The organism is Actinoplanes sp. CA-051413 (genome assembly GCF_050955795.1).
GTDB lineage: Bacteria > Actinomycetota > Actinomycetes > Mycobacteriales > Micromonosporaceae > Actinoplanes.
The window spans coordinates 7,222,157-7,248,146 of the sequence record NZ_CP192100.1 but is presented as its reverse complement, the minus strand read 5'-3'; the positions used below and the strand labels follow the sequence as shown (position 1 = coordinate 7,248,146).

Annotated in this window: 26 protein-coding genes; 14 read left to right on the top strand and 12 right to left on the bottom strand. The window is 72.7% G+C overall.

From position 1 onward, the window contains the following. Positions 1-75 precede the first annotated feature (75 nt). The 3 genes from ACQP2Y_RS34095 to ACQP2Y_RS34085 are packed head-to-tail and all read right to left on the bottom strand — an operon-like array spanning position 76 to position 2,347. Positions 76-1,059, bottom strand: coding sequence for an ABC transporter permease subunit (locus ACQP2Y_RS34095; protein ID WP_433720010.1), 984 nt, complete (start codon positions 1,057-1,059; stop codon positions 76-78). Then, a complete protein-coding gene (locus ACQP2Y_RS34090; RefSeq protein ID WP_433720009.1) occupies positions 1,056-1,961 on the bottom strand; it encodes an ABC transporter ATP-binding protein in 906 nt (301 codons plus the stop codon). Before ACQP2Y_RS34090 ends, ACQP2Y_RS34095 begins: the two co-directional genes overlap by 4 nt. Then, positions 1,958-2,347 carry a GntR family transcriptional regulator gene (locus ACQP2Y_RS34085; protein ID WP_433720008.1) on the bottom strand — a complete coding sequence of 130 codons (390 nt, stop codon included), beginning with the start codon at positions 2,345-2,347 and terminating at the stop codon, positions 1,958-1,960. Before ACQP2Y_RS34085 ends, ACQP2Y_RS34090 begins: the two co-directional genes overlap by 4 nt. 100 nt (positions 2,348-2,447) lie before the next feature. Between ACQP2Y_RS34085 and ACQP2Y_RS34080 the strand changes: the two genes are divergently transcribed. Further along, the gene (locus ACQP2Y_RS34080; RefSeq protein WP_433720007.1) at positions 2,448-3,182 is read left to right on the top strand and encodes an alpha/beta hydrolase; all 735 of its coding nucleotides are present in this window, start codon (positions 2,448-2,450) and stop codon (positions 3,180-3,182) included. On the opposite strand, the gene ACQP2Y_RS34075 is transcribed toward ACQP2Y_RS34080, so the two are convergent. The 3 genes from ACQP2Y_RS34075 to ACQP2Y_RS34065 are packed head-to-tail and all read right to left on the bottom strand — an operon-like array spanning position 3,170 to position 6,083. Next, the gene (locus ACQP2Y_RS34075) at positions 3,170-3,547 is read right to left on the bottom strand and encodes a RidA family protein (protein ID WP_433720006.1); all 378 of its coding nucleotides are present in this window, start codon (positions 3,545-3,547) and stop codon (positions 3,170-3,172) included. The genes ACQP2Y_RS34080 and ACQP2Y_RS34075 overlap by 13 nt on opposite strands. Next, a complete protein-coding gene (locus ACQP2Y_RS34070) occupies positions 3,547-4,776 on the bottom strand; it encodes an amidohydrolase family protein (protein WP_433720005.1) in 1,230 nt (409 codons plus the stop codon). The genes ACQP2Y_RS34075 and ACQP2Y_RS34070 overlap by 1 nt, the downstream gene beginning before the upstream one ends. Then, entirely contained in the window at positions 4,773-6,083 is a 1,311-nt protein-coding gene (locus tag ACQP2Y_RS34065; RefSeq protein ID WP_433720003.1) for a transcriptional regulator, read from the bottom strand. The genes ACQP2Y_RS34070 and ACQP2Y_RS34065 overlap by 4 nt, the downstream gene beginning before the upstream one ends. A 92-nt stretch (positions 6,084-6,175) precedes the next feature. On the opposite strand from ACQP2Y_RS34065, the gene ACQP2Y_RS34060 reads away from it, so the two are divergent. The 5 genes from ACQP2Y_RS34060 to ACQP2Y_RS34040 all read left to right on the top strand — a co-directional run bounded on the left by ACQP2Y_RS34060 (position 6,176) and on the right by ACQP2Y_RS34040 (position 12,081). Further along, positions 6,176-7,342: an alanine racemase gene (locus tag ACQP2Y_RS34060; RefSeq protein ID WP_433720002.1), complete on the top strand. Its 1,167-nt coding sequence runs from the start codon at positions 6,176-6,178 to the stop codon at positions 7,340-7,342. A 95-nt stretch (positions 7,343-7,437) separates the two neighbouring features. Continuing rightward, the gene (locus tag ACQP2Y_RS34055; RefSeq protein WP_433720000.1) at positions 7,438-8,700 is read left to right on the top strand and encodes an extracellular solute-binding protein; all 1,263 of its coding nucleotides are present in this window, start codon (positions 7,438-7,440) and stop codon (positions 8,698-8,700) included. Further along, entirely contained in the window at positions 8,697-9,608 is a 912-nt protein-coding gene (locus ACQP2Y_RS34050; RefSeq protein ID WP_433719998.1) for a carbohydrate ABC transporter permease, read from the top strand. Before ACQP2Y_RS34055 ends, ACQP2Y_RS34050 begins: the two co-directional genes overlap by 4 nt. Further along, positions 9,605-10,444, top strand: coding sequence for a carbohydrate ABC transporter permease (locus ACQP2Y_RS34045; RefSeq protein WP_433719996.1), 840 nt, complete (start codon positions 9,605-9,607; stop codon positions 10,442-10,444). Before ACQP2Y_RS34050 ends, ACQP2Y_RS34045 begins: the two co-directional genes overlap by 4 nt. Continuing rightward, complete coding sequence (locus ACQP2Y_RS34040) at positions 10,441-12,081, top strand: beta-N-acetylhexosaminidase (RefSeq protein ID WP_433719995.1); 1,641 nt, start codon at positions 10,441-10,443, stop codon at positions 12,079-12,081. Before ACQP2Y_RS34045 ends, ACQP2Y_RS34040 begins: the two co-directional genes overlap by 4 nt. Positions 12,082-12,330: 249 nt before the next feature. On the opposite strand, the gene ACQP2Y_RS34035 is transcribed toward ACQP2Y_RS34040, so the two are convergent. Further along, positions 12,331-12,855 (bottom strand): tetratricopeptide repeat protein, encoded by a 525-nt coding sequence (locus ACQP2Y_RS34035; protein WP_433719993.1) that lies wholly within the window; start codon positions 12,853-12,855, stop codon positions 12,331-12,333. A gap of 129 nt (positions 12,856-12,984) precedes the next feature. Here ACQP2Y_RS34035 and ACQP2Y_RS34030 point away from each other — a divergent pair, with 129 nt between their 5' ends. From ACQP2Y_RS34030 to ACQP2Y_RS34010, 5 genes are all read left to right on the top strand, one after another. Continuing rightward, complete coding sequence (locus tag ACQP2Y_RS34030; protein ID WP_433719992.1) at positions 12,985-13,443, top strand: hemerythrin domain-containing protein; 459 nt, start codon at positions 12,985-12,987, stop codon at positions 13,441-13,443. 125 nt (positions 13,444-13,568) lie between these two features. Continuing rightward, entirely contained in the window at positions 13,569-13,919 is a 351-nt protein-coding gene (locus ACQP2Y_RS34025; RefSeq protein ID WP_433719990.1) for a hypothetical protein, read from the top strand. Positions 13,920-14,101: 182 nt separating this feature from the next. After that, entirely contained in the window at positions 14,102-15,100 is a 999-nt protein-coding gene (locus ACQP2Y_RS34020) for a hypothetical protein (protein WP_433719988.1), read from the top strand. Beyond that, positions 15,097-15,873 carry a 2-phosphosulfolactate phosphatase gene (locus ACQP2Y_RS34015; protein WP_433719986.1) on the top strand — a complete coding sequence of 259 codons (777 nt, stop codon included), beginning with the start codon at positions 15,097-15,099 and terminating at the stop codon, positions 15,871-15,873. Before ACQP2Y_RS34020 ends, ACQP2Y_RS34015 begins: the two co-directional genes overlap by 4 nt. Before the next feature lie 121 nt (positions 15,874-15,994). Beyond that, entirely contained in the window at positions 15,995-17,518 is a 1,524-nt protein-coding gene (locus ACQP2Y_RS34010) for an MFS transporter (RefSeq protein ID WP_433719984.1), read from the top strand. Here ACQP2Y_RS34010 and ACQP2Y_RS34005 read toward each other — a convergent pair. Further along, positions 17,477-18,529: an Lrp/AsnC family transcriptional regulator gene (locus ACQP2Y_RS34005; RefSeq protein WP_433719982.1), complete on the bottom strand. Its 1,053-nt coding sequence runs from the start codon at positions 18,527-18,529 to the stop codon at positions 17,477-17,479. The genes ACQP2Y_RS34010 and ACQP2Y_RS34005 overlap by 42 nt on opposite strands. Before the next feature lie 23 nt (positions 18,530-18,552). Next, complete coding sequence (locus ACQP2Y_RS34000) at positions 18,553-19,179, bottom strand: hypothetical protein (RefSeq protein WP_433719981.1); 627 nt, start codon at positions 19,177-19,179, stop codon at positions 18,553-18,555. Between the two features lie 225 nt (positions 19,180-19,404). Here ACQP2Y_RS34000 and ACQP2Y_RS33995 point away from each other — a divergent pair, with 225 nt between their 5' ends. The 3 genes from ACQP2Y_RS33995 (at position 19,405) to ACQP2Y_RS33985 (ending at position 22,958) form a co-directional block, all read left to right on the top strand. After that, positions 19,405-20,253, top strand: a complete 849-nt coding sequence (locus ACQP2Y_RS33995; protein ID WP_433719979.1) for a hypothetical protein — start codon at positions 19,405-19,407, stop codon at positions 20,251-20,253. A gap of 90 nt (positions 20,254-20,343) precedes the next feature. Next, positions 20,344-22,146 (top strand): aspartate--tRNA ligase, encoded by a 1,803-nt coding sequence (aspS, locus tag ACQP2Y_RS33990; RefSeq protein WP_433719977.1) that lies wholly within the window; start codon positions 20,344-20,346, stop codon positions 22,144-22,146. Further along, positions 22,146-22,958 carry an SDR family oxidoreductase gene (locus ACQP2Y_RS33985; protein ID WP_433719975.1) on the top strand — a complete coding sequence of 271 codons (813 nt, stop codon included), beginning with the start codon at positions 22,146-22,148 and terminating at the stop codon, positions 22,956-22,958. Before aspS ends, ACQP2Y_RS33985 begins: the two co-directional genes overlap by 1 nt. On the opposite strand, the gene ACQP2Y_RS33980 is transcribed toward ACQP2Y_RS33985, so the two are convergent. The 3 genes from ACQP2Y_RS33980 to ACQP2Y_RS33970 are packed head-to-tail and all read right to left on the bottom strand — an operon-like array spanning position 22,944 to position 25,959. After that, entirely contained in the window at positions 22,944-23,684 is a 741-nt protein-coding gene (locus ACQP2Y_RS33980) for an ABC transporter permease (RefSeq protein WP_433719973.1), read from the bottom strand. The two genes, ACQP2Y_RS33985 and ACQP2Y_RS33980, sit on opposite strands and share 15 nt — an antisense overlap. Then, complete coding sequence (locus tag ACQP2Y_RS33975; RefSeq protein ID WP_433719971.1) at positions 23,681-25,213, bottom strand: ABC transporter permease subunit; 1,533 nt, start codon at positions 25,211-25,213, stop codon at positions 23,681-23,683. The genes ACQP2Y_RS33980 and ACQP2Y_RS33975 overlap by 4 nt, the downstream gene beginning before the upstream one ends. After that, positions 25,210-25,959, bottom strand: a complete 750-nt coding sequence (locus ACQP2Y_RS33970) for an ABC transporter ATP-binding protein (protein WP_433719970.1) — start codon at positions 25,957-25,959, stop codon at positions 25,210-25,212. The genes ACQP2Y_RS33975 and ACQP2Y_RS33970 overlap by 4 nt, the downstream gene beginning before the upstream one ends. Between the last annotated feature and the right edge of the window lie 31 nt (positions 25,960-25,990).

The following is a 25,990-nucleotide window of genomic DNA, read 5'->3' as shown; positions in this document are numbered from 1 at the left end:
GTGTTACCCCGTACCGCAGGCGTGATCATCCTGATGAGACCACGCCTGCGGTAGGAACGCCGGGGGAAACGCCGGTCAGCTGAGGCCGCGGGGGATGCGCCAGAAGGCGTACCCGGCCAGCAGCATTGCGAGCAGCAGGTAGATCCCGAACTCCAGCCACTGGAAGGTCCAGTACCGGTCGGCCGGCTGGTACGTCAGCACGCTGTGCAGGTTCAGCGCCTCCAGGCAGGCCTTGTCCTTCTCGAAGTCGCCGGTGAAGCAGGCCTCGGTCGCGGCCTTGCCGGGCTGGGCGCCGGTGCTGTCGACCAGGATCGCCTCGTTGGTCAGCACCCAGGCCCCCGGCACGTCGTAGCCCTCCACCGACACCCGGCCGGACGGATTCGTCCAGATGCCGTGCGCGCCGCCCGCGGTGAACTGCACGTTCTCGGTGACCGGTCCGGCCAGGTGCGGGCGGATGACCGTGGGCATCAAGATCTGGATCGCTGTGAACGCGGCCAGCGTGACAGCCATAGCGATGACGGTCCGCTTGGTGAGCAGCCCGATGGCGATCCCGGCGACGACGGCGAACACCGCGTAGCCCAGCGGGGCCAGGTTGCGGGTGGGGAAGAACAGCGGGTCGAAGCGGTCGTCGAGCGCCCGGTCGTACGGGCTGGCGGCCCAGGTGAAGAGCAGGCTGAGGGCGCCGGTGAAGGCCAGCGCGGCCAGCGTCACGAACGACAGCTTGACCGCCAGCCACCGGGTCCGGGTGATGCTCTGGTTCCAGACCAGCCGGTGTGTCCCCGTCTCCAGCTCGCGGGCGATCAGCGGTGCGCCCCAGAAGGCTCCGATGGCGGCCGGGATCAGGATGATGAGGAAGCCGGTGAGCAGCAGGACGGAGAAGTACTTGTCCTCGAGCAGCTGCGTGCCCGAGTCCACCGAGCAGCCTGTGCAGCCGACGTTGCTGTCGTAGGCGCTGCGCAGCTGCAGGCCGAGGATCACGAGGTAGATCGCGAGGGCGCCGAGCGCGACGAGGGCCACCAGGGCCTGGCCGCGGAACTGTCGCCAGGTTAGCCAGATCATCGGTGGGCCTCCAGGGTCTGCGGGGTGAATCCACCGACGGCACCGAGGGCGGCCCGGGTGAGATAGGCGAGGATCATGTCCTCCAGGCCGATGCGTTCGGCCTCGACGGGGATCCCGGGCACCGCGCCGAGAGTGTCGTGCACGATCAGGGTGCTCTGCCGGTCGGTGTGCTCCGCCTGGATCACCTCGACGCCCGGTGGCAGCTTGTCGAGGTCGCCGCGGGCCGCGACCAGGCGGTAGTGGGCGGCGAGCAGTTCGTCGACGTCGCCGGCGAGCTGCACCCGCGAGCCGGTCAGCACGATCATGTGGTCGCAGACCCGTTCCAGGTCGCTGAGCAGGTGCGACGAGAGTATGACGCCGACCTCCAGCTCGGCGACGAACTCCATCAGGCTCTGCAGGAACGCGCGCCGGGCCAGCGGGTCCAGCGACGCGACCGGCTCGTCGAAGATCAGCAGCTCGGGCCGCTTGGCGGCGGCGATGGTCAGCGCCAGCTGGGCCCGCTGGCCACCGGAGAGCCGGCCCGCTTTCTGGGCCGGATCGAGGCCGACCTGGGCGACGCGCTCCTCCGCCAGCGCGTCGTCCCAGCCGGGGTTCAGTCGACGGCCCATCCGCAGGTGGTCGCCGACGGTCAGGCCGGCGTAGACCGGGGTGTCCTGGGCCACGAAGCCGATCCGGGCCAGCTGGGCGGCGTCGGCGGCCGGGCGGGAACCGAGCACCTCGATGGTGCCGGCCGTCGGGGCGATCATGCCGGCGGCCAGGTTGAGCAATGTGGACTTGCCCGCGCCGTTCGGCCCGACCAGACCGACGACGCGGCCGGCGGGAACGCTGAGATCGACGTCGGTGAGGGCGGGCCGGCTGCCGTAGCTCTTGCTCAGTCCCTGGGTGCGCAGGACCGGATTCATGGGGTCACCTCGGTTGCCTTTCGGAATGTCGTCATGAACAGGGCCTCGATGCTGTCGGCGTCGAGCCCGGCCCGGTGGGCCTTCTCCAGCCAGCCGAGCAGCTCCCGGCGCAGCGGTTCGTGCGCGGCCAGCGAGTCGTCGGCCAGGCTGTGGGTCACGAAGGTGCCGAGCCCCGGGCGGGGCGTGACCAGGCCGAGATGTTCCAGCTCCCGGTAGGCCTTGAGCACCGTGTTGGGGTTGATCGCCAGCTTGGCCACGACCTCCTTGACCGTGGGGAGCTGGTCCCCGACGGACAGCAGGCCGAGCCGCAGCGCCCGCTGCACCTGCTGCACGAGCTGCAGGTACGGCGAGACGCCGGACCGGACGTCCAGGTGAAAGTCGATCACTTGTTTCTCGCTTTAACTAGGCTATTAGCACTATAGAGAAAGGGCCGTCCCCGCTGTCAAGGGACAGTGCGGTCGCCAGCGCTTCGATAGCGTGCTGCGCATGGCTGAGATCCCGGAGTATCTGCGCCCGTTCGTCCTGTCACCGCCGGCCCGCGAGCCGGAACGGACGGACACTGTGGACACCTACCGGCCCGACGGGGAGGGGCCGTTCCCGGTCGTCGTGGTGGTGCACGGCGCGCCGCTGCCGCCCGGGCTGGAGGCGCAGCCCCGGGACTGGCCGCTGTATCGCGGATACGGCCGGCTGCTGGCCGAGCAGGGGCTGCTCACCGCCGTGGTCGGGTATCAGCTGCCCATCACACCGGGCCCGGACGGCCTCGTGCTGGACTACGCCACGGCGGCAGATCAGGTCGCCGCCGCCGTGACGGCTGCCCGGGCCGATCCGCGCGCTGACGCGGACCGGGTGGTGCTGTGGTTCTTCTCCGGCGGGGCCATGCTCAGCGCCGGCTGGCTCCGCGACGCGCCCGCCTGGTTGCGCGGCATCGCCCTGACCTATCCGGTGGTGACCCCGCTGCCGGGCATGGTGGCCGCGCCGGGCTTCGCCGCCCCGGCCGAGGCGGTCGGGCCGGGCGCCCCGCCGCTCCTGGTGACCCGGGTGGGCCGCGAGCACCCGGGCTTCGCCGCGGGAGTGGAGACGTTCCTGACCCGGGCCGGCGACGTCGAGCTCATCGAGGTGCCGAACGGGCAGCACAGCTTCGACATCGCCGACCACACCGACGAGTCACGCGCCGCGGTGCGTCAGGCCGTCGAGTGGGTGCGCAAGCGTCAGGCGGTGTAGAGCACGGCGTCGATCTCGATGTCGAAGCCGACCAGCGGGACCGGCAGGGTGGTGCGCACCGGCAGGTGCTCGCCCTTGATGTACTGCGGGTAGATCTCGTTGAGCTCGGCGAAGTCGGCGAAGTCGCGCAGGTAGACGCCGACCCGGACAGCCTGGTCGAGGCTGCTGCCGGCCGCCTCGGCCACGGCGGCCAGGTTGCGGAAGGCCGCGTGCGCCTGCTCGGCGAAGCTGCCGGTGACCCGGGTGCCGTCCGGCAGCGCCGGGACCGCGCCGGCCAGGTAGATGGTGTCGCCGGCGACGACGGCGTGCGAGTAGGGACCGCCGGCCGGTGCGGCCCGGTCGGTGATGATGGCACGCTTCGGCATTACTGACTCCTCGGTGTCGGTCTCGGGAACTGTTCGGCCAGGCCGTCCGCGCCGACCAGCGGCGCGGTGAGCAGGGCGCGCAGGTCGCGCTCGCGCCGGGCGAGGGCGGCGCGCTGGGCGTCGGTCAGCGGGATCCACGGCGGGGTGGGCGGGCCCAGCCGGGGGATCATCCGGCGGCCGGCCACGTACGTCGCCTCGTTGACCAGCCGCAGCGGGGCGTGCCGGACCTGGCGGTGGGCGTCCACCACCTCGAAGGCGCCCTCCTCGACCCGGAACACCGCCAGGTCGGCGGGTGCGCCGACGGTCAGCGTCCCGCCGGGGAGCCCCAGAGCACGGGCAGGCCGCACGGTGGCGGCGGCGAGCACCTCGGTCAGCGGCAGGCCGGCGGCGAGCAGTTTGGCCATCGTGGTCGGCAGGTCGAAGACCGGGCCGTGCACCGAACGGGCGTGCAGGTCGGTGGAGACCGTGTCCGGGGCCAGGCCCTCGGCGAGCTGCCGTTCGAGCACGTCGAAGGCGAAGCCGCCGGAGCCGTGGCCGATGTCGAGCAGCACGCCGCGTTCGCGGGCGGCGCGCACGGCCGGGCCCAGGGGAGCGGCGATGCCACTCGCGCAGTGCGTCACGATGTCGCCCGGGCGCAGCAGGTCGAGGACCTCGTCGAGCGCGGGTGGGGCCGTACCGATGTGGACCATGACCGGGATGCCGCAGGCCTGCGCCGCGGCCAGGCCGCGCCGCAGGGGTTCGACGCCGTTGTCACCGACGGTCTCGCGGTCGATGCGGACCTTGATGCCGCGGATCAGGTCGCGGTGCGCCTGCACGGTGTCGATCGCCAGCGCGGTGTCGCAGTTGTCCAGGTCACGGCTCTCCCCGGTACGCCCGGCCAGCCCCACCGCGGAGATGTTGAGCAGCGCCGGCACCCGCACGTCGGTGCCCGCCACCACCCGGCGCAGGCCGGCCAGGGTGTAAGCCCCCGCCGACCCGGCATCCACCCAGGTGGTGACGCCGGTGCGCCAGGCGATCGGATCCGGCTCGATGCCCCAGTAGCCCGGCCCGACGTGCGCGTGCAGGTCGACGAGTCCCGGGGTGACCAGCAGCCCGGCGACGTCCACCACCGTGCGGGCGTCCTCGCTCACGCCTGCTCCCACGGCCGCGATGAGCCCGTCGCGCACCGCCACGTCCGCCGGTCCCGTCCCCGGCACCTCTCCGCCGGTGAACAGCAGGTCGTAGGTCATGCCACACCTTCGAGGGCCGCGGAGATGGCCAGCCGGTAGAGCCGCGTCGGGCGGCCCTTGCGGTGCACCTGCGAGCTGCCGTCATCGACGGCCAGGCTGGACTCGCTCAGCTTGCGGATGAGCCGCCGCCCGCTCGGGTCGGTGATCCCCAGCGAGCGGGCCAGCTCGCTGGGCGAGACCGGCCGGCCGCCCAGGTTGCGTTCGATCGCGGCCAGCCGCGACAGCGTCGCCGGGCTCAGCCCGACCCGTCCGGCCAGCGCCTCGATGCCGCCGTGCTCGCGGTAGGTGTAGGCCAGCGGGGTCCCGCCGGCGCCCATCGGGCCGATCATCATGCCGTTGTCGGAGATCAGGTACGCGCCCGGCTCGGCGTCCTGCTCGGCCCGGGCGGCGGCCCGTTCGGCCAGCGTCACGCACAGCCGGGCCGAGTCGCCCAGCCCGAAGCCCGCCACCGCGCGGATGCCCAGGGTGTCGCGGGCCTCGGCGAGCAGCGGCAGGCCCACCCACTGGTGGGTGATCGCCTCGAAGAGCGCCGCGTGCGCGAAGACCACGACACCGCGCCGGCCCCGGTTGTCGATCCACGCGTCGGCGAAATCCGGGGTGTTGAGCAGCAGGTGCAGCAGGCCCACCCGGGCCCGGTCCAGGTCGGGGCTCTCCTCCGGCTTGGCGATGAGAAACACGCCGGCGGCGAAGCGCAGGCCGTCGGCCCGCTTGTGCCGGATGCGCAGGGCCAGCTCGTGCAGGTCGGCGCGGATCGTGCCGGGCGTGGCCAGGGCGTGCAGGACGGCGACGCTGCCGTCGAGGGCTGCGGCGACACCGGTACGGACGCTGATCACGTACGCGGCGCCGGTGCGGGCCAGCTGCTCGCGGTGGAACCCGACGACGTCGGCGATCGGCTGCTCCGGCTCGAACGGCAGGCACGCGATCGCCGGCCGGTCCAGCTCCAGCGCGGTGGCCACCTCGTCGACGGTCTCCTGGGCGAACGTGTCGATGCTGACCGGGGTGGCCGGCCAGCCGTTGCCCCGGGCCCGCGACCAGGCCAGGGCCAGATCCAAGGCGGCCGAGCGGGTCACCGCGACCGGCAGCTCCGGCGGCAGCAGATCCCGGGACCGGGCGTACGGGACCAGCCCCAGCAGCAGCCCGTCCAGCCGTTCGGCCCGCAGCAGCCCGGCGACCCGTTCCCGGATCTGGTCCTCGTGCTCGTAGACCGCCCAGGCGAACGTCACCCCGGTCAGGGTGCGGGCCGCCTCCTCGAACCGGGGGCGGTGGCTCGCGTGCAGCACCAGGCCGATCACCATCGCCGCCGGCACGCCTCGCCCCCCGCCGCACACCTAGTGGTTCGTAATTGGTCCGTAGTAGCGTGCGCGAAAGCGCCCCCCTGGTCAAGCTTGAGGAGACGGACATGACCCTCGACATCCCGGACGAGCTCATCGACTGGCGGGCCAAGGGCTTCTGGCTGCCGGCCGGCGAGGTCACCACCCGCGACTTCGCCGCTGCGCGGCATCACCTGTTCGACGGTTCGTTCACCTGGCCGCTGCTGGTGGTCCGGGACTCGGCGGTACGGGCGAACATCGCGACGATGGCCGCGTACGCCCAGCGGTACGGCTTCTCCTTCGCCCCGCACGCCAAGACGTCGATGGCCCCGACGCTGCTGGACGCCCAGCTGGCGGCGGGCGCGTGGGCGATGACCGTGGCGACGGCGAGCCAGGCCCTGGTGCTGCGCCGGCTCGGGGTGCCCCGGGTGCTGATCGCCAACGAGGTGCTGGATCCGACCGCGCTGGGCTGGCTGGCCGCCGAGTCCGCCGCCGGCTGGGAGGTGTTCCTCCAGGTCGACTCGGTGGCCGGGGTGCAGGCGGTGGCGGCTGCGGGCGGCCTGCCGGTGCTGGTCGAGCTCGGGCATCCGGGTGGGCGGACGGGCTGCCGTACCGTCGAGGAGGTTGTCGCCGTGGCCCGCGCGGCCGCGAATGCGCCGGGGGTCTCGCTGCTCGGGGTGACGGCTTATGAAGGCGCGCTGCCGGATGTCGACGCGGTGGACGCGTTCCTGGCGATGCTGGTCGAGGCGGCCCGGGCGGTCGCGGACCTGGCCGGTCCCGAGGTGCTGGTCTCGGCCGGCGGCAGCGCCTGGTTCGACCGGGTGATCAAGGCGCTCGAGGGGCAGTGGCTGGACGGCCATCGGGTCCGCGCGGTGTTGCGCAGCGGCGCCTCGGTGACCCACGACGACGGCTTCTACCGGGCGCGCACGCCGTTCAACCGCGAGCCGGGCGACGGGTCCCTGGCGGCCGCCCTGGAGATCTGGGCGCAGGTGCTGTCCACTCCGGAGCCCGGGCTGGCCATCGTGGGGATGGGCAAGCGGGACGCGCCTTTCGACGAGGGGCTGCCGGTCACCGAGGGGCTGACCGTGACGAAGATGAACGACCACCACACGTACGTGACCGGTGGTTCGCCCGCCGTCGGTGACCTGCTGCGCTTCGGTCTGTCGCACCCGTGCACCGCCTTCGACAAGTGGCGCTTCATCCCCGTGGTGGACGACGAGAACGTGGTCGTGGACGTGCTGCACACGTACTTCTGAGGGTTGACGGCCGGGGCTCCACACTCCACTCTGAGGGCACTTCACCAACGAACTACTTACGAACCTGGTTCCTCAGTGAACGTCAGGAGTGCCCTATGCGTCTGCGCCTGGCGGTTGCCGCCGCCCTCGCCCTCACCGTGACCGCGTGCGCCCCGTCCACCTCGTCGCCCACCGCCACGCCCTCGGACGGCGGCGCGCGGACCGGCACCCTCAAGGTGTGGCTCTTCGACGAGCCCAACCGCGCGCCCAAGGAGGCCGTGGCCCAGGAGGCGGTCGCCGAGTTCACCGCCGCGCACCCCGGCACCAAGGTCGACATCGCGTACCTCGCGGTCGACACGCGCAGCGAGCGCTTCAAGGGCGCCTTCAACGACCCGGCCAGCGCGCCCGACGTCGTCGAGTACGGCAACACCGACCTGCCCGAGTACGCGGCCGCCGGCGGGCTGGCCGACCTGGGCCCGGCCGTGACCGCCTGGCCCGAGGGCGCCGACCTGAGCGCCGACGCCCGGGCCAGCGCCACCTTCAAGGGCACGCTGCTCGGCGTCCCCTGGTATCTCGGCGTCCGCGCGCTGTACTACCGCACCGACGTGTTCACCGAGCTCGGCCTGCGCCCGCCGACCAGCCAGGCGGAGCTCACCACGGCCGCCCGAACGATCCGCGCGAAGAAGCCGGAGCTGTTCGGCATCGCGGTCGGTGGCAAGTACACGTTCGGCGCGCTGCCGTTCATCTGGGACGCCGGCGGGGACATCACCTCGATCAACTCGGCGCAGTCGCGGGCCGGGCTGAAGGCGTACACGGATCTGCTGAAGCCGGACAACTGCCCGCCGCAGCAATGCGCCGACCTCACCGGCGGCAAGACCGTCGAGCTGTTCGCCAGCGGCAAGGCCGGGATGGCCATCATCGGCAACTTCAACCGGGCCGCCGTCGAGGCGGGCGCGGCCAAGGGCAAGTACGCCGTGGTGCCGCTGCCCGGCAGCAAGCCCGGCTCGATCGCCCCGGCCTTCGCCGGCGGCAACAACCTGGGCATCATGCGCAACAGCCGGCGGCCGGCCCTCGCGGCCGACTTCCTCACCCTGCTGGCGAGCAAGAAATACCAGACCAAGATGTACGCGGCCATGGGCAACGTGCCGACGTTGCAGGCCGCCCGGGCCGAGGTGGCCGGCCAGGAACCGTTCCTCAAGCCGTTCCTGGCCACCATCGACGCCGGGACGAAGTTCGTGCCGCTCGACCCCGGCTGGGGCAAGATCGACGCGCAGGCGGTGCTGCCCACCATGATCGAGAAGGTGGTCACCGGCAAGGCGACGATCGAGGCGGCCACCGACGAGGCCGCCACGGCGATCAACGCGGCCCTGGGCAAGTGACCACCGCGCTGCCGGCGGTCCGGCCGCGCCCGCGCCGGCGCGGCTGGACGCCGTTGTGGCTGCTGCTGCCGGCGGCGGTGGTCCTGGGCACCCTGTTCGTCTATCCGATGTGGCAGCTCGGCCTGCTGTCCGTCCTGGACTTCCGGCAGGCCCAGGTCAGCGGCGGCCAGCCGACCCGGTTCGTGGGCCTGGCCAACTACACCCAGCTGCTGGGCGACGCCCGGTTCTGGTCGGTGCTCGGCGCGACCGTCTTCTTCGCCGCGGCCTGCGTCGTCGCGACCCTCGCCGTGGGGGCCGCGCTGGCCGTGCTGCTCACCCGGATCAGCAAGGTGCCGCGGCTGCTGCTGTCGCTGGCCGCGATGGCCGCCTGGGCGGTGCCCGCGGTCTCCGGCTCCACCGTGTGGATGTTCCTCTTCGACACCGACCTCGGCCTGGTCAACCAGAGCCTCGGCGTCACCGGCTTCAACTGGATGTACGACCGCTACACCGCCTTCGCCCTGGTCGGCGCGGTGGTGGTGTGGCACTCGTTCCCGTTCGTGATGGTCACCCTGTACGCCGGCATCGAGGCGATCCCGAAATCGGTGCTGGAGGCCGCGGCGATCGACGGCGCGAACGCGTGGCGCACCTTCTGGCGGATCATGGTGCCGGTCCTGCGCCCGCTGCTGGCCATCGTGGTGATCCAGTCGATCATCTGGGATTTCAAGGTCTTCACCCAGATCTACGTGATGACCCGCGGCGGCGGCATCGCCGGGCAGAACCTGACCCTCAACGTCTGGGCCTACCAGCAGGCGTTCGCGGCCAGCGAGTACGGCCTGGGCGCGGCGATCGGCGTGGTCATGATGGTCATCCTGCTCGTCGTCACCCTGCTCTACCTGCGGACGCTGCGGCGATCGGGGGAACCGCTGTGAGGGCCACCCGCCGCCTGCTCGACATCCTGGCGATCGTGCTCGCGCTCGGCACCGTCTTCCCGATCTACTGGATGGTGCTGGCCGCGGTGAAGCCGCCCGGCGAGATCCAGTCGCTGCACCAACGCCCGTGGACCCTCGCCCCGAGCTGGGACAGCTTCCACCGGGTGCTAGCCGTCGACAGCTTCGGCCGCTACTTCCTCAACAGCCTGCTGGTCGCCCTGGTGGTCGTGGCGGTCTCCGGGCTGTGCGCGTTCCTGGCGGCCGTGGCGCTGACCCGCTTCCGGTTCCGGCTGCGCACCACCGTGCTGGTGCTGTTCCTGGTCGCGCAGATGGTGCCGATCGAGGCGCTGACCATCCCGCTGTTCTTCCTCGTCCGCGACCTCGGCACCCAGGTCCCCGGCGTGGGGCTGAACACGCTGGGCTCCCTGATGCTGGTGCACACGGCGTTCACGCTGCCGTTCGCGATCTGGATGCTGCGCGGCTTCGTGGCGGCGATCCCCGAGGAACTGGACGAGGCGGCCCAGCTCGACGGCGCGGGCCGGTTCACCGTGCTGTGGCGGATCCTGTTCCCGCTGGTCGCCCCGGGACTGGCCGCGACCAGCGTGTTCTCCTTCATCACGGCATGGAACGACTTCCTGTTCGCCCGTACCTTCATCATCAGCGCGACCGACCGGCAGACCCTGCCGATGGCGCTGCTGGTCTTCTTCAAGCCCGACGAGAACGACTGGGGAGCGATCATGGCGGCGTCGACGCTGATGACCGTGCCGGTCCTGATCTTCTTCCTGCTGGTCCGGCGCCGGCTGGTCGCCGGCCTGGGCGGGGCGGTGAAGGATTGATCCCCCGCCCGGCGGTGCTGGTGGCCGGCGGCGGCAGCTTCGCCCTGCATTCCGGGACGCCGGTGACCGCGGATCCGGGGCTGGAGCGCCTGGCTGCTCGCGTCCGGGACCTGCTCCCGGCCGGCGCCGCAGCGGCCCGTGCTGGGCTGGGTGATGCCGGGCCGCGTGGTGCCGGGCTGGGTGATGCCGGGGCGGGCGGAGGGATTCGGTTGCGGGTCGTGGCCGGGTTGGCGCCGGAGGGGTACGTCCTGGATGTCGGCGCCACGGGGATCGACATCCGGGGCGGCTCCCCGGCCGGCGTGCACCACGGCGTGCAGACACTCCGGCAGCTCCTGCCCGCTGAAACCCTGCGCCGCGCCCCGATCGTGCCCGGGCCGCTGCCGGTGCCGGCCGTACACATCGAGGACGCGCCGCGCTTCGGCTGGCGCGGCGTGCTGCTGGACGTGGCGCGCCACTTCATGCCGGTCGCCGACGTGCTGCGTTTCATCGATCTGGCCGCGTTCCACAAGCTCAACGTGCTGCACCTGCACCTGACCGACGACCAGGGCTGGCGGGTGGAGGTGCCGGGCCGGCCCCGGCTGACCACGGTCGGCGCCTGGCGGCCCCGGACGATGCTCGGCTCGCGGATCCACGACCGCTACGACGACCGGCCGCACGGCGGCTACTACAGCACCGGTGATCTGCGGGAGATCGTCGCCTACGCGGCCGACCGGCACGTCACCGTGGTGCCCGAGATCGACATGCCGGGGCACATGCAGGCCGCGATCGCCGCGTACCCCGAGCTGGGCAACGGGTTCGCGGGCGGGGTCCGTACCTCCTGGGGCATCTCCCCGCACGTGCTGAACGTCTCCGACGAGGCCCTGGATTTCTGCCGCGAGGTCCTCGACCATGTCGTCGCGGTCTTCCCGGGCGAGCTGATCGGCATCGGCGGCGACGAGTGCCCATCGGGCGAGTGGGACACCCCGGCAGCCCGCGCCCGGATCGCCGCCGCCGGCCTGGCCGGCCCGCACGAGCTGCAGGCCTGGTTCACCGCCCGGATCGCCGAGCATCTGGCCGGGCACGGCCGCCGCATCTACGGCTGGGACGAGATCCTCGCCGGTGGCGCGCCGGCCGGGGCCACCATCGCGGCGTGGCGTGGTGCCGAACCGGCGATTCTGGCCGCCCGGGCCGGCCACGACGTGGTGTCGTGCCCGGACACCTCGGTCTACCTGGACTACCGCCAGTCCGACGACCCGGGCGAGCCGACCCCGGTCGGCACTCTGCTCACCTTGGCTGACGTGTACGCCTTCGAGCCGGTCCCACCCGGACTGAGCGACGTTGAGGCGGGTCGGATCATCGGGGCGCAGGCCAACGTGTGGACCGAGCACCTGGAGTCGGCCCGCCGGGTGGATTACCAGGCGTTTCCGCGGCTGTGCGCGTTCGCCGAGACGGTGTGGGGTCCGGCGGACCGTGACCACGCCGACTTTGCAGCCCGGCTCGGCCCGCATCTGGCTCGGTTGGACGCGCTGGGCGTCAACTACCGGCCGCTGTCCGGGCCGCGGCCGTGGGACGCCCGCCCCGACGCTCCGGGTCATCCTCGCGACCTGGTGGACCGGCTGGCCGAGGTGCACGAGATGACGGCCGACCTGCGGCGCTGATGCGTCCGCATGCGTTTGGATCCCGCAGCCGCCCGCCGTCCGCCGTCCGCCGTCCGCCGCCTGCCCGCCCGCCGCCCGCCTGCCCGCCGGCCGCCCGGTCGTTGGCCGGAAGGAGCGGAGGTCGGCCTGAGTAGGCGGAGGTCGGCCTGACGAGACGGAGGTCGGCCTGACGAGGCGGAGGTCGGCCTGAGGAAGTGGAGGTCGGCCTGACGAGGCGGAGGTCGGCTTGAGGATGTGGAGGTCGGCCGGTCAGGAGCGGACGTCGGCCTCCGGGTCGGCAGCCGGCTCCGGCTGCAGCAGCAGCCGGGCGTAGTTCTCCATCGAACGCTGATAGCGCGGCAAGTGCGCCGCCAACGCGCCCACCGCGATCCCCACCGCCTCCCGCTCCCGCCCCGCGTCCGCCAGCGACAACGCCAGCACCGCCTTCACCGCATCGTCGAGCTCGTCCGAACCGCCGGCCAGCTCCGCGGTCAGCAGCGCGACGCTCTCCGGGGCCTCGCCCAACTCCCGCAGCGAACTCGCGAGCTGAATCACAGCCTGCCGACGACGGCTGCCGGACAGCCCGCCCGCCAGCGCCTGCCGGTAGAGGGGCACAGCCTGGCCGGTGCGCCCGACGGCGTCCAGCGAGCCGGCCCGTTCGAAGAGACCGACCGGATCGTCCGGGGCGAGCTCGCCGGTGAGCTGCTCGACCAGCTGCAGGAACCGCGCCTCGTCAAGTGAGTCAAACGCCGCCCACGCGCCGTCCATCCGGCGGTCCCAATCCGGTGTGATCATGGATCCAGCCTCGCACGGCGGGTGACTTGACGCGGCCCGGCGCCGGCTGATCGGATGGTCGCAGCGTCGCAGTGCACCCGGCCAGGAGACCGCCGCGGGCATGGAGGCGCCGGACCGTGGGACAGCTCCGTGGACAGTGAATACTCCCGGTTCCGGGCGTACGGACAGCAGTTGATCGAGATCCACATCGGCCTGCGCGACATGCTCGCCGATCTGCGGGAGGGCTTCGTCCCCGACGCCGAGCTGGGCGTTCACTGCCTGGCGTTCTGCGCCGCGGTCACCCGGCACCACACCGGTGAGGACACCGGCGTGTTCCCGCTGCTGGCCGAGCGCCATCCCGGCCTGCGCGCGTTCCTGGCCGGGATGGAACGCGACCATGAGGTGATCGCCGGCATGCTGACCAGGGTGAGCACGCTGAGCGGGCAGCTGCGCGACGAGCACACGGCGGCCCGGGCCGCGGCGATCCAGAGCGAACTGGACGGGCTCGCCGCCGTGCTCGAGACGCACTTCATCGGCGAGGAGAAGCGGCTGGTCGCCGTCCTGGACGCCCTCGACCCTTCCGAGGGATTGACCGGTCTCACCGCCTAGGCCCAGCATTGCCTCAGGGGGTGTCTCGTCGATCATGACGGCCCGCGACGCGACGCGAGAGCTGGACCTCGCCTCGGCGACGCCATGATCTACGAAACACCCCTACGCGACCGCAGGGAGTGCGTGTGGGTGCTTCGTCACGGAGGGCCGAGCTGCTCGAACGTCAGCGGGAGCTGCGCGCCCGGCACGACGCGCTGGGCGGGCTGGGCGCGGAGCCGCCGTACGACGCCGGGCAGCTCGATCGGGTCTTCGCCGGCACCGACGAGCTGATGACGGTGGTCGACGAGCTCGCGGCCGACGCCGCCCAGCGCCGGCTGATGCTGACGTTCGTGCTGCTCGGCGTGGCCGCCCTGGCTGCCGTGCTCGTCGCAGCGAGTGTGCTGCCCGCCTGGGCGCTGCTCGGCGTCGTGGTCGTGCTCGCCGCGGCGATAGCTCTGTGGCTCACCACCCGGACCGTGCCGGGGACGGGCCCGTGAGCGCCGACGCTCTTACCACCCGGGCCGTGCCTGGGGCGGGCCCGTGAGCGCCGACGCTCTCACCACCCGGGCCGTACCGGAGGCGGGGCCGTGAGCGCCGACGCCCTCACCACCCGGGCCGCCTGGGGCGGGCCCGTGAGCGCCGACGCCCTCACCACCCGGGCCGTGCCGGGGACGGGCCCGTGAGCGCCGACGCCTCCGGTGACCTGGCCCGGGTCGCCGCCGGGCTGCGCCGCGAGATGGGCAGCAAGGTCAACACCCTGCGTCTCCAGCTCACCCAGGAGATGCAGCGGATCGACAAGAACGCGGAGAGGCGCGCCCGGGAGGCCCTCGCGCGGTTCGACGCCACTGATGCCAAAGTGGACGCCCTCGCCGTGGAGCAGGCCGAGTTGCGCCGGCACGTCGAACGCAAGCTGCGCGAGTACGCGACCCGAACCAGCCGGCTGGAGGGGGAGATCCAGCAGATCGAGGGACTGCTCCGCCGGCAGCAGGGCCAGGTCCCGGTGGATCTGGACACCGTGCCGGCCGAGTTGGCGCCGCTGGTCGCGGATGTCCGGGCGGCCGAGCAGGTCCGGTCCACCATCATGGACGATGCCGCGGTGGCGCTGCGCCGGCAGCAGATCGAGCGCTTCGAGCAGGACGAACGCCGGCTCGCGGAGACCCGGCAGCGGGCGCTGGGCGTCAGCCGTTCGCTCGCCGTGCGCAAGGCCGGTGGGTGGGCGTTCCGGCGCGCGGCAGCGGCGTACCGGTCGGAGCGGGATCTGATGGATGAGCAGGAGGCGCAGGTCGCGGCGGCGCGGGTGCAGCGTGACGAGGCGGAGCAGGAGCTGCACCGCGACGCCGCGCAGCAGCAGGCGTACAGCGCGCATCCGGGCGCTTCGGTCGCGGACCGGCTCGCCGCGCACGTCCGGGACCGGATCGACGCCGCGGTCGCCGACTACGAACTTTTCCCGCCGTGGTTCACGAACGTGCTCGGGCACCGGCCGCTACCGGCCCGGGCCACCGACTGGCGGGAGGTCGCGGTCCAGGTGGTGCTCTACCGGATCACCCATGGAGTCACCGACCGGGTGGCGGCTCTGGGCCTGGCGCCGGAGAACGGCCACCGCGCCGCCCAGCACCGCGCCGTCCGGACAGCACTGCGGCAGCTCGACGAGGGACCGGACGGCACAATCGCCGAATGAACGACGCTTGGACGCAGGCCGGTAGCCGGGTCCGCTTCGACTGGGGTCCGGCCGGGGCGGACGCCGTCAGCCCCGGTGCCGCCCTCGTCGCCGTGGTCGACGTGCTCTCCTTCACCACGGCGCTGACCGTCGCCGTCGAGCGGGGGATCGCCGTGCTGCCGTACCGGTGGGGTGACGACTCGGCCGCGCGGGTCGCCCGGGAGCATCGCGCGGTGCTCGCCGTCGGGCGCAAGCGGGTGGTGCGGCCGGGCCAGGTGAGCCTGTCGCCGGACAGCATCCGGCGCAGCGCCGGGATCGAGCGGCTCGTGCTGCCTTCACCGAACGGCGCGACCATCTCGGCTCGGCTGGCCGAGGCCGGCTCGACCGTCGTCGGCGTGTCGCTGCGCAACGCGGACGCGGCCGCGGCGAGCGTCGTGCGCCGGCTGGGTGCGGGGGAGGCGGTCGCGGTGGTCGCGGCGGGGGAGCGCTGGCCGGACGGTTCGTTGCGGCCGGCGGTCGAGGACCTGTGGGGTGCGGGGTCGTTCATCGAGGCCCTGGTACGGCGGGGAGCCGGTGGTCTCTCCGTCGAGGCGGGGACGGCGCTGACGGCGTACCGGAGCGTCGCAGACGACCTGGCGACCGCCCTGCGCGACTGCGCCTCCGGGCGCGAGTTGCAGGCGCATGGTTTCCCCGAGGACGTCACGGTGGCGGCGCAGCTCGGCGCCACCACGGCGGTGCCGATTCTGACCGACGGATGGTTCGTGGCGGATTATCTTCCGGTAGAAATCCACTGAGTCGATTCCTGATCCCCGGAAGCCATCACATGTCGGAATCCGACGTCAAGGGAGCTCTGGCTGGCGGATCGCGGCCACGGTGAGAGATCGTGAAGCGGTCACGCCTAGTGAGGAGATTCCCGTGCGGAAATGGTGGCCGCTGATCGCGGTGTGCCTCGGTACTTTCATGTTGCTCGTCGACGTCACCATCGTGAACGTCGCCCTGCCGGAGATGGCGGTGGACCTCGGCACGTCGTTCAGTTCCCTGCAATGGGTCGTGGACGGCTACGCGTTGTCACTGGCCGTCCTGCTGCTCGGCGCCGGGGCGCTCGGCGACCTGCTCGGGCATCGCCGGCTCTACATCGCCGGCCTGATCTTGTTCGCCCTGTCCTCGCTGGCCTGCGGGCTCGCCGGCAACGACAGCCTGCTGATCGCCGCCCGGGTGGTGCAGGGCATCGGCGCCGCGGCCATGTTCACCACCACCTTCGCCCTGCTCAACAGCGCCTACCAGGGCCGCTCCCGAGGCGTGGCCTACGGCGTCTGGGGCGGCGTCTCCGGCGCGGCCGCGGCCATCGGCCCGATCCTGGGCGGCCTGCTCACCGAGGCGCTGAGCTGGCGCTGGATCTTCCTGGTCAACCTGCCGGTGAGCATCGCCGCGCTGGTGCTGTGCTTCACCGCCCTGACCGCCGACCGCGCGGCCCGCCGCGGCCGCTTCGACCTGGCCGGCACCCTGACCTTCACCGTCGCGGCGGGCGCCCTGACGCTGGCCGTCATCCGGGCCACCACCGTCGGCTGGGGCTCGGTCCAGACCTGGGGCCTGCTGCTGCTCAGCGGGCTCGCGCTGGCCGCGTTCGTCCTGGTGGAACGCCGCAGCCCGCACGCCATGCTGGACCTGGCCCTGCTGCGCAACCGCTCCTTCGCCGGCATCCTGGTGGCGGCGCTGCTGGTGAACTTCGCGGCCTTCGCGGCGTTCACCTACACCTCGATCTGGCTCCAGACGGTCATCGGGCTCTCGCCGCTGCAGGCCGGCCTGACCGGGCTGCCGATGTCGATCGTGTCGGTGATCGTCTCGGGTGTCGCGGGCGCCAAGCTGCACGGCCGCTCCCCGCGGCTGCTCATCGGCGGCGGGATGCTGCTGATCGGCCTGGGCAGCGCCCTCTGCGCACTGCTGCTGGGCGCGCAGTCCAGCTGGCCCGCACTGCTGGCCGGGTACGCGGTCATCGGCGCCGGCGTCGGCCTGGTCATGCCCACCCTCGCGGAATCCGCCATGGGTGCTGTCCCGGCCCACCGCGGCGGCATGGCCGGCGGCGCGGTCACCACCGCCCGGCAGCTCGGCTTCGCGATCGGCATCGCCGTACTCGGCACGGTCTTCGCGGCCCGTGCGGAGGACCACCTCGGCGCCCAGGGTGCCCCGGAGCCGGAGCAGACCGCGCATGCCCTCGCGGGAGGACAGGCCGGCCGCATCCTGGCCGCGGTGCCCGACGGCCTGCGCGGCACTGTCGACCGGGCCCTGCACGGCGCGGCGGTGGCCGGGCTGGACGCGGGCTTCCTGGTCGCGGCCGGAGTGGGCCTGCTCGGCGGGATCGCGGTGCTCATCTTGGTACGGCCGGCCGTCCCGGCACCCTCAGAGGACCGGCTCCCCGAGTACACCGCCGTCCACGAGTGAGACGGCATGCTTGACCCGGCTCAGCACCGGCACCGTCTCGCAGGTGCGGATCTCCGGGATGGCGGCGACCTCGGTGGTCAGATAGCGGTAGAGCTCCTCGGCGTCGCGGCACAGAGCGATCGCGGTGATGGTGGCGGTGCCGGTGACCGCCGCCGCCCAGGCCAGCTGGCGGTGATCGGCGAGCCGGGCGCCGACCGCAGCCAGATCGGCCGGCGCGACGGTGAGCCACAGGTTCGCCGCCGATCGGAAACCCATCAGGGAAGCCGCCACCTCGGTGTCGAAGTACACCGCCCCGGCGGCGATCAGCGCGCCGAGCCGCAGGGCGACCTTGCGCTGGGTCCAGCCGGTGACGGTGGCCAGCGCGGCATAACCGGCCCGGCCGTCCCGGGCGAGCGCGGCGAGCAGCGCCCGGTCCCCGGGCTCGACCCGGGCGCCGCCCTCGTCGGTCACCCGCATTTCAAAACTTGCCCGTACGCCGGGGTCGTTCCCGTTCAGCAACTGCTCGCGCTGATCCGCGCTCAACTGCTCGTCGCCGGCGATCCAGTCGGTCTCGCCCCGCCCCACAAAACGGTGCAGCACTTGATGGGCGCTGAGCGAGAGCACGTTCGTCGCCCGCGGCAGATGATGCAACAGGCCCTCACGGCGGTCGTGGTCCGCGGTCACCCGCACCGCGCAGGTCAGCTCGGCGCCGCCGGCCCCGATGGTCACCCAGCTCGTGTCGGTGCGCCGCGCCAGCGCCTGCGCCGTCACGGCGGCGGTGCCGGGCCGGCAGGAGATCCGCAGCGTCCAGTACGTGGTCCCGGGCAGCCGCTCGGGATCGGCCTGCCCGAAGACCCGGATCAGACCCCGGGTCCGCATCCGCTGATAGCGCCGGGCGACGGTCTGCTCGGACACGGCCAGCACGGCCGCCAGCCGAGCGAACGGAACCCGCGGCGCGAGCCGCAGCCCCTGGAGGATCTGCCGATCCAGCTGGTCGACCGCGGCGGATCCTGTCCCGTTGTGAGAGGCCACGGCTGGAATGGTACGTGCGCAGGTCAGCCGGCGAGTGTCGCCGCGTCCAGGATGACGATCCCGTCCGGACGTTGACAGCGCACCTCGACCAGCAGCTGATCGGCCCCGGTGACCTTGGCGCTCAACGCACGGCCGGGCGCGTTGACGACAGCCTGCTGGCCGCCCACCTCGAGGGTGCTGAAGGTGTCGTCCTTCTGCCGGGTCTTCTTGTAGACCGTCACCTGAATGGGATCCGGGTCTCGGGTCTCCGCCCAGCCGCTGACCGTCGCCGTGAACGTGCGGAACCGGCGGTCGAGTTCGTAGGTGAGGGTCCGGGTCTGGTCACCCGTGTTGTTGCTCGGGCACTCGATGGCCATCGGACGCGAATAGTCCGCCGCGGTCACGCCGTCGGGCAGGGCCACCACCGCGCCGCCGATCCGGTCGAGGGTGTCCAGCGGTGTGCCGGCACCTGCCGCCGGCGCCGGGGATGTGGTGCCGCCCGGTGGGCTCGTGTTCGGTCCGGCCGTCGGTGCCGGGGGCGTGGTGGCGGAAGTGCTCGAAGCCGCCTTGTCGTCCGGTCCGGAGAAGTGCTGCCAGGCCCAGTTGCCACCGGCCGCGAGCGCCGTGATCGCCGCGATGACGGCCGAGATCACTCCGGCCTTGTCGCCCATGTTGAGGGCCCGCCACCGGTCACGTCGACTGTGTGTGCTGGTACTCGTGCTTTCGGTCACCACTCTTGCCCTAATCATCGATGCACGGCCGACGATGTGCGGAATATCGTCCCGGATGCGCGCCGATCGAGTGTTGCGTACCGCCGGGCGCGTAAAAAAGCCCTTTCCACCGTTCCGGTCGATGTCGTGTCCGTTCGACCGAGTCGCAGCGATCTTGGAGTCCTGGTGACCTCACCGCAGCCGCCGTCCGGCGCCGGCCCGTCCGTGCCCTCCGCATCCCCTCCGCCCGCGTTCGGGCGGGCCTCTGCCGGCGCGCCCGGTCAGCAGCAGTCGCCGGTCTCCGGGCCGCCCTACGGCTCCCCGGCTGCCGGGCCGCCGGCTGCCGGGCCGGGTCGGGGCACGGCGCGGCTGGCCATGCTCGTCGCCGCCGTCGCGGTGCTGCTCTCTCTCGGTTCCTTCGGAGTGGCGGCCTGGGCACTGAGCAAGGCGGACAACGCCGAGGAGACCGTGGCGGCCCTTCCCGCCCCGCCGGCCGGGGCACAGGGCGCTGAGCCGACGGCACCGGCCGCGGACCCGACGGCGGGCGCGGAGCCCACCACCGACCCGGGACAGGGCGAGCCACCCGCCGCCGAGACGAGCAACGCGCCGCTGAACCCGCAGTCGGTCTTCAAGCTGTTCTACGAGAAGCGCACCCTGAACGTGCAGGTGACGGGGTGCGACACCAGGAAGATCGATCTGGACGAGCCGCGGCTCGACGCGGAGGGGGCGGCGGACATCTCCCTCGACGCGTGTACGGGCGGGATCGCCAAGATGGAGTTCAGTGACGGCGTCGTCGCGGCGGTGGGGGAGAGCGCCATGACGCCGAACGCGTGCGCCGAGCAGATCCAGTTCAGCGCGATCCCGTCGACCAAGGAGTACGCCATGCGCAAGGGCGACGCCTACTGCATCCAGACGTCGCTGGCCGCGGCCAACAGCCGGGGCGACAGCCAGCGCATGGTGGTCGTCACGGTCACCGGGGTCAGCGCCGACAATCTGGTGACGCTGCAGGCGACCGCGTACATCGTGCCTCAGTGAGTGGTGCGGTCCCGGGCCTGTGCGCAGCGGGACGGGGCGTAGCTGACACAATGTCGGGTGCGCCCCGTAACCCTGTGAGGAGAAGTTTCCGTGATCCGTACCCATGACGCCGGCAGCTTGCGTGCGAGCCACGCCGGTCAGACGGTGACGCTCGCCGGGTGGGTCGCCCGCCGCCGCGACCACGGCGGTGTCATCTTCGTCGACCTGCGTGACGCCTCGGGGGTCGTCCAGGTCGTCTTCCGCGAGGAGGACGCGCACGCGCTGCGCAACGAGTTCTGTGTGAAGGTCACCGGCGAGGTCACCCAGCGCCCGGCCGGCAACGAGAACCCGGACCTGCCCACCGGGGCCGTCGAGGTCACCGCGAGCGAGCTGGTCGTGCTCTCCGAGGCCGCGCCGCTGCCGCTGCCCGTCGACGACACCATCACCGCCTCCGACGACCTGCGCCTCAAGTACCGCTACCTGGACCTGCGCCGCAGTGGCCCGGCCAACGCGCTGAAGCTGCGCAGCCGGGCCAACCAGATCGCCCGGGAGATCCTGCACGCCCGGGACTTCAATGAGATCGAAACGCCGACGCTGACCCGGTCGACGCCCGAGGGCGCCCGGGACTTCCTGGTCCCGGTCCGGCTGCAGCCGGGCACCTGGTACGCCCTGCCGCAGTCCCCGCAGCTGTTCAAGCAGCTGCTGATGGTGGCCGGCATGGAACGCTACTACCAGATCGCCCGCTGCTACCGCGACGAGGACTTCCGCGCCGACCGGCAGCCGGAGTTCACCCAGCTCGACATCGAGATGTCCTTCGTGACCCAGGACGACATCATCGAGCTCGGCGAGGAGCTCGTGGTGAAGCTCTGGGGCGAGCTCGCCGGCTACCAGGTGCAGACCCCGATCCCGCGGATCACCTGGACCGACGCGATGAACCGGTACGGCTCCGACAAGCCCGACCTGCGGTACGGCCTCGAGCTGACCGAGCTGACCGACTTCCTGCGCGGCACCGAGTTCCGGGTGTTCGCCGGGGCGATCGACGCCGGGGGTTACGTCGGCGCGGTCGTCATGCCGGGCGGCGCCTCGCAGACCCGTAAGGAGCTCGACGGCTGGCAGGACTGGGCCAAGGCGCGCGGCGCCCGCGGCCTGGCCTATGTGGTGCTGGACGCGGAGACCGGCGCGGCGCGCGGCCCGGTCGCCAAGAACCTCTCCGAGGCGCACCTGGCCGGTCTGGCCGACGTGGTCGGCGCGAAGCCGGGCGACGCGGTGTTCTTCGCCGCCGCCACCGAGCGTCGCGAGGCCCAGGAGCTGCTGGGCGCGGCCCGCATCGAGATCGCCAAGCGGGCCGGGCTGATCGACGAGTCCGCGTGGGCGTTCTGCTGGGTCGTCGACGCCCCGATGTTCGAGAAGACGGACGACGGCGGCTGGACGGCCGTGCACCACCCGTTCACCTCGCCGAACGCCGAGTGGATGGACAAGTTCGAGGAGGCGCCGGACAAGGCGCTGGCCTACGCGTACGACATCGTGGTCAACGGCAACGAGATCGGCGGCGGCAGCGTCCGTATCCACCGCGGTGACGTGCAGAGCCGGGTCTTCGACCTGCTCGGCATCACCCCGGAGGAGGCCCAGGACAAGTTCGGCTTCCTGCTGGAGGCGTTCAAGTACGGCCCGCCGCCGCACGCCGGCATCGCGCTCGGCTGGGACCGCACCTGCATGCTGCTCTCCGGCAACGAGTCGATCCGCGAGGTCATCGCGTTCCCGAAGACCCGCGGCGGCTACGACCCGCTGACCACCGCGCCGACGCCGATCACCGCCCAGCAGCGGCTGGAGGCCGGCATCGACGCGAAGCCGAAGGCCACGGCGGCGACGCCTGGCACGGACGGCGTGGCAGCCCCGGTGGAGCCCTCGAACTAGTGCGGATGCTGGTGGTCGGCGCCAGCGGCTATCTCGGCAGCGAGACGGCCAGGCTGGCGTCGACCGCCGGCGCGCAGGTCACCGGCACCTCTACGACAGGTGCCGGCGGCTGGTCGCGGCTGGACATCACGGACCGCGAGGCGGTCCACGCGCTGATCTCCCGGGTACGGCCGGCAGTCGTGTTCAACACGGCGGCCCGGATGGACAGCTGGGCGATCTGCGCCGACGGTGCCGCCCACGTGGCTCTCGCGGCTGCCGCGATCGGCGCCCGGCTCGTGCACATCTCCTCGGACGCGGTGCACGCCGGCCGGTCCGAGCCGTACGCCGACGACGTCGCACCGAGCCCCCTCTACCCGTACGGTGCGGCGAAGGCCGCGGCCGAGACGGCCGTCGCCGCAATCGACCCGGCAGCGGCCGTGGTCCGCACCTCGCTGATCGTCGGTGACGAGCGCAGCAAGCAGGTCAAACTCTCGCTGGACCTGATCACCGGCCGGCGGCCGGGTGCGCTGTTCACCGACGAGATCCGCTGCCCGATCGACGTGACCGACCTGGCCGCGGCGGTCCTGGAGCTGGCCGGCACGGACCACGCGGGCACGATCAACATCGCCGGCCCGCAGGCGGTGAGCCGGGCCGAGCTCGGCCGGCTGGTGGCCGCCCGGTACGGCCTGGACCCGGCGACCGTGCCGGTGAGCACGATCGCCGAGGGCGGGCTGGGTCCGCGCCCGGCCGAGGTACGCCTGGACAGCACCCTCGCCGCCGGCCTGCTCCGGACCCGGCTGCGTGGGGTCGTCGAGGCGCTAGGCGTCGCGTAGCCGGATCAGCAGTCCACCGGCGAGCAGCGCCGCGGCGGCCCACGCGCCGAGCACGGCGAGTCCCCGCCACGGGCTGATGGCCAGGCTGTCGAGGCCGGTGGTGCTCTGGATCGCCAGCCCGGCCGTCATCGGGGCGATCTGGTCCAGGTGCCGCCGGAAGTCCGGGTCGGTCGCGGCCAGCCCGACGATCGGGAAGACGTAGAGCAGCCCCAGGACGAGACCAGCCGCGGTCGCGGGGGTACGGACAGCAGCCGTCACGCCGAGCGCGAGCAGACCGATCAGGACCAGGTACAGCACCGACCCGAAGGCCGCCCGCAGCACCGCGGTGTCGGTGACCGTCAGCGGCAGCAGGCGGTTCCCGGCCACCAGGGAACCGGCCACACCCGCGGTGGCGGCGGCCGTCACCACCGCGGTGAGCACCAGCGCCTTGGCGGCCAGGACGGTGAGCCGGCGCGGGACCGCGGCCAGGCTGACGTGGATCATGCCGGTGCCGTACTCGGCGCCGATGAGCTGCACCGCCAGGACGGCGACGACGGCCTGGCCGAGCTGGACCCCGGTGAGGCTGACCTTGGTGATGTCCACCGCGCAGATTCCGCCGGGGCAGTCGGTGGCCGCGGCCGCCAGGATGCTGATCCCCACGGTCGCCACGACGACGCTGAGCAGCAGCAGGACCGTCCCGGGCGTGGTCCGCAGCTTCGTCCACTCGGCGTGCAGCGCCCGCCTCATACGTCACGCCGCCGCAGTGAGAACCCGGCCAGGCCCAGGACCAGCGCCGCCCATCCGGCCAGCACGGCCAGGCCGGCCCACGGCGGCAGCGGGAAGTAGCCGTTCACCGGGATGGGGAAGTCGTCGACCTGCGGATAGCTGACCGCGCTCTGCTGCACGGCGAACGCGGCGGCCGGCGTGACCCGCAGCAGCCATTTGGCCGGCTCCGGCGGGAGGACCGTCATGGCCAGCAGGTACGGCAGCACGATCACCACGATCCCGGCCACGACAGCGGTGAGCCCGCGCCGCAGCAGGGCACCCAGCCCGAGCGCCAGCACCGCCGCGCCCGCCAGCAGCAGGCCGGTGCCCACGACGAGACGCACTTCGGTGCCGGTCGCGGCCGGATGCAGGTAGACGCCGTTGGCCAGGAGCACCCGCCGGCCGACGACGATGACCACTGTCGCGGCCAGCACACCCAGCCCGAAGGTGACAGCGCCGATGATCGTGGCCTTGGCCAGCAGGATCCGGCCGCGCCGGGGGACCGCGGCCACCGTCGTGCGGATCATCCCGCGCCGGTACTCGGCGGTCATCGTCATCGTGGCCACGACGACCACGAGGATCAGCCCGGCGAAGGTGCCGGCCAGGGTCTGGCTCACTGTGGTGCCGATGCCGGAGATGCCGGAGACCGCCGGGGCGATGTCGCCGCTGCCCGTCACCCGCAAGCTCGCGCCGAGCTGCTCCGGCTGCGGGGGTGCGTCGCCACCGACCACGGTCCGGCTCCAGCTCGCGTCGGATCCGGTGTCCCGGCCGGCGAGGTTGTCGAACGTCGCGGTGACCTCGCTGGGGCCGCCCATCGCGCCGCCTACCCCACGGCCGCCGCCGAGGATCCAGGTGAACTGCGGCGAGGTCGCGAAGGTGCCGACCTGGGCGGTCGCCGGGAGCCCGGGCAGCCGTACGGTGCCCACGGTCGTCCACGCCGTACCGTCGGGCGACTCCTCGCCGGTGATCGTCTGCCCGGCCCGGGTGAGCCGCAACCAGCGTGGCGTGGTGGCCGGAGCGGGCGGGCCGGCCCGGTCGTGCACGTAGTCGTGCTGCATCCGTACGCCGTGGGCCCCGGTCAGCATGATCGCGGCGTACGTCGAGCCGGGGCGGGTGCCGTCCTTGATGATCAGACCGCCCTTGGCCCACGGGGCGAGCCCGGGCTGACCGTCCCCGGGACCACCCTCGGCCACCTGCGGGCCGGCGCCGTCCGGCGGTCCGCCCAGACCGGGCTTGCGGGGCAGGACGCCGGTGAGCCCGTTCAGCCGTACCGTGATGCTCCCGTCGCCGGTCAGCGACCGGTGCACGAAGGTGAAGTGGTCGGTGACCTCCTGTCCGCCCGGCCCGACCGGCAGCACGCACTCCGACTGCGGGCCGTTGCGCCCGCACGATCCCTGGCCGCCGGTGAGCAGCCCCAGCCCGACCACCGCGGCGGCCGCGACGGCCAGCGCGACGACCCAGCCGCGCACCGTCCGCAGCTTGGTCCACTCGGCGTGCAGCACCGCCCTCATCGCGACGCCTCCGGCGACCCGGCCGCCCGGAACTCCACCGCGTCGCGGGTCAGCTCCAGGTACGCCCGTTCCAGGCTGCCGTGCCGGGCCAGCAGCTCCGGCATCGTGCGGTCGGCCAGCACCCGGCCCCGGCCGACCAGCACCACGTGGTCGGCAGTGTCCTGGAGCTCGCTCATCAGGTGGGTGGAGAGCAGCACCGCGCGGCCCTCGACGGCCAGCGCCCGCAGGAAGCCGCGGATCCAGACGATGCCCTCCGGGTCCATCCCGTTGAACGGCTCGTCGAGCATCAGCACCGGCGGGTCACCGAGCATCGCCGCCGCGATCCCGAGCCGCTGGCGCATTCCGAGCGAGAAACTGCCGGCCCGGCGCCGGGCCACGCCGGTCAGACCCGCCTGCTCCAGCACCTCGTCGACGCGCGCCGCGGTCAGCCCCTGCGAGTGGGCCAGCCAGAGCAGGTGGTTGCGGGCGGTGCGGCCCGGCTGCAGCGCGCCGGCATCCAGCAGGGAGCCGACAACGCGCAGCGGGCAGGGCAAGCTCCGGTACGGCCGCCCGCCGACCAGTGCGGTCCCGGCGTCCGGCGCGTCCAGCCCCAGGACGACCCGCATGGTGGTGGACTTGCCGGCGCCGTTGGGGCCGACGAAGCCGGTGACCTGTCCCGGTTCGACGGCGAAGGACATCCCGTCCAGGGCGAGGGTGGGCCCGAAGCGTTTCCGCAGGCCGTTGACGACGATGCTGGTCTCGTTCATGCCGTGGTGTCTACGCGGGCGCCGGTGTCGC

Excerpts from the sequence above, each read along its gene's own strand:
- ACQP2Y_RS34095 (WP_433720010.1), bottom strand. The coding sequence starts at position 1,059 with ATGATCTGGCTAACCTGGCGACAGTTCCGCGGCCAGGCCCTGGTGGCC.
- ACQP2Y_RS34090 (WP_433720009.1), bottom strand. The coding sequence starts at position 1,961 with ATGAATCCGGTCCTGCGCACCCAGGGACTGAGCAAGAGCTACGGCAGC.
- ACQP2Y_RS34080 (WP_433720007.1), top strand. The coding sequence starts at position 2,448 with ATGGCTGAGATCCCGGAGTATCTGCGCCCGTTCGTCCTGTCACCGCCG.
- ACQP2Y_RS34075 (WP_433720006.1), bottom strand. The coding sequence starts at position 3,547 with ATGCCGAAGCGTGCCATCATCACCGACCGGGCCGCACCGGCCGGCGGT.
- ACQP2Y_RS34070 (WP_433720005.1), bottom strand. The coding sequence starts at position 4,776 with ATGACCTACGACCTGCTGTTCACCGGCGGAGAGGTGCCGGGGACGGGA.
- ACQP2Y_RS34060 (WP_433720002.1), top strand. The coding sequence starts at position 6,176 with ATGACCCTCGACATCCCGGACGAGCTCATCGACTGGCGGGCCAAGGGC.
- ACQP2Y_RS34055 (WP_433720000.1), top strand. The coding sequence starts at position 7,438 with ATGCGTCTGCGCCTGGCGGTTGCCGCCGCCCTCGCCCTCACCGTGACC.
- ACQP2Y_RS34035 (WP_433719993.1), bottom strand. The coding sequence starts at position 12,855 with ATGATCACACCGGATTGGGACCGCCGGATGGACGGCGCGTGGGCGGCG.
- ACQP2Y_RS34015 (WP_433719986.1), top strand. The coding sequence starts at position 15,097 with ATGAACGACGCTTGGACGCAGGCCGGTAGCCGGGTCCGCTTCGACTGG.
- ACQP2Y_RS34000 (WP_433719981.1), bottom strand. The coding sequence starts at position 19,179 with ATGGGCGACAAGGCCGGAGTGATCTCGGCCGTCATCGCGGCGATCACG.
- ACQP2Y_RS33980 (WP_433719973.1), bottom strand. The coding sequence starts at position 23,684 with ATGAGGCGGGCGCTGCACGCCGAGTGGACGAAGCTGCGGACCACGCCC.
- ACQP2Y_RS33975 (WP_433719971.1), bottom strand. The coding sequence starts at position 25,213 with ATGAGGGCGGTGCTGCACGCCGAGTGGACCAAGCTGCGGACGGTGCGC.
- ACQP2Y_RS33970 (WP_433719970.1), bottom strand. The coding sequence starts at position 25,959 with ATGAACGAGACCAGCATCGTCGTCAACGGCCTGCGGAAACGCTTCGGG.